General features: G+C 44.8%; 1 protein-coding gene and 1 pseudogene. Both read left to right on the top strand.

From position 1 onward, the window contains the following. Nucleotides 1-301, top strand: a pseudogene (locus tag BFF42_RS15760) (E3 ubiquitin--protein ligase); the annotation flags it as partial. Nucleotides 302-728: 427 nt separating this feature from the next. Then, nucleotides 729-1,894: T3SS effector E3 ubiquitin-protein ligase IpaH4.5 (gene ipaH4.5, locus BFF42_RS15755; protein WP_069375761.1), on the top strand; the 1,166-nt coding region annotated here is incomplete at its 3' end.

Genomic DNA, 1,894 nt, shown 5'->3' with positions numbered 1-1,894 from the left:
AGAGAATGAATTTAAGGACTGGTTCTCCCTCTGGGGACCATGGCATGCTGTACTGAAGCGTACGGAAGCTGACCGCTGGGCGCAGGCAGAAGAGCAGAAGTATGAGATGCTGGAGAATGAGTACTCTCAGAGGGTGGCTGACCGGCTGAAAGCATCAGGTCTGAGCGGTGATACGGATGCGGAGAGGGAAGCCGGTGCACAGGTGATGCGTGAGACTGAACAGCAGATTTACCGTCAGTTGACTGACGAGGTACTGGCCCTGCGATTGTCTGAAAACGGCTCACGACTGCACCATTCATAATCACGTCGCATAAGCATAAACCGCAGACCGGATTGACTCCGGAAAAACTGTGACCCGATTACGGACCTTAACAACAACCCGTAAATCCTCGCTCAATACCGGCAGGGATTTACGGCGTGCAACTGACTTTTTTGAGGGGCTAACCAACCAGATCGTTTGCTATGGGAATATCGAGACAGTAATGAGTTAAATGATAAAAATTGTTTGAAAATATAGGGGATAAAGATCAATCCAAACTGGATGAAAGTAGAACTGGTCACATTAACATGGGTAGACTGATATAACAATCGACGGTTACTGGAAAGACAGGAACATATTCCTCCAGCTGGAATGAAAACGCCGATAGAGCTCTAGGATTGTTTTTTTAAAGACTTTCTCGTTTTATTTGCATTAATAGACCAAGATATGAATAGTGAGGGGTTAATAAATGAAACCGATCAACAATCATTCTTTTTTTCGTTCCCTTTGTGGCTTATCATGTATATCTCGTTTATCGGTAGAAGAACAGTGTACCAGAGATTACCACCGCATCTGGGATGACTGGGCTAGGGAAGGAACAACAACAGAAAATCGCATCCAGGCGGTTCGATTATTGAAAATATGTCTGGATACCCGGGAGCCTGTTCTCAATTTAAGCTTACTGAAACTACGTTCTTTACCACCACTCCCTTTGCATATACGTGAACTTAATATTTCCAACAATGAGTTAATCTCCCTACCTGAAAATTCTCCGCTTTTGACAGAACTTCATGTAAATGGTAACAACTTGAATATACTCCCGACACTTCCATCTCAACTGATTAAGCTTAATATTTCATTCAATCGAAATTTGTCATGTCTGCCATCATTACCACCATATTTACAATCACTCTCGGCACGTTTTAATAGTCTGGAGACGTTACCAGAGCTTCCATCAACGCTAACAATATTACGTATTGAAGGTAATCGCCTTACTGTCTTGCCTGAATTGCCTCATAGACTACAAGAACTCTTTGTTTCCGGCAACAGACTACAGGAACTACCAGAATTTCCTCAGCGCTTAAAATATTTGAAGGTAGGTGAAAATCAACTACGCAGATTATCCAGATTACCGCAAGAACTATTGACACTGGATGTTTCCAATAACCTACTAACTTCATTACCCGAAAATATAATCACATTGCCCATTTGTACGAATGTTAACATTTCAGGGAATCCATTGTCGACTCGCGTTCTGCAATCCCTGCAAAGATTAACCTCTTCGCCGGACTACCACGGCCCGCAGATTTACTTCTCCATGAGTGACGGACAACAGAATACACTCCATCGCCCCCTGGCTGATGCCGTGACAGCATGGTTCCCGGAAAACAAACAATCTGATGTATCACAGATATGGCATGCTTTTGAACATGAAGAGCACGCCAACACCTTTTCCGCGTTCCTTGACCGCCTTTCCGATACCGTCTCTGCACGCAATACCTCCGGATTCCGTGAACAGGTCGCTGCATGGCTGGAAAAACTCAGTGCCTCTGCGGAGCTTCGACAGCAGTCTTTCGCTGTTGCTGCTGATGCCACTGAGAGCTGTGAGGACCGTGTCGCGCTCACATGGAACAA

Origin of the sequence: Shigella sp. FC1661, assembly GCF_001712525.1 — a bacterium.
GTDB lineage: Bacteria > Pseudomonadota > Gammaproteobacteria > Enterobacterales > Enterobacteriaceae > Escherichia > Escherichia coli.
Note: the sequence above shows the minus strand (reverse complement) of the source record. Positions and strands in the feature narration are given on the sequence as shown.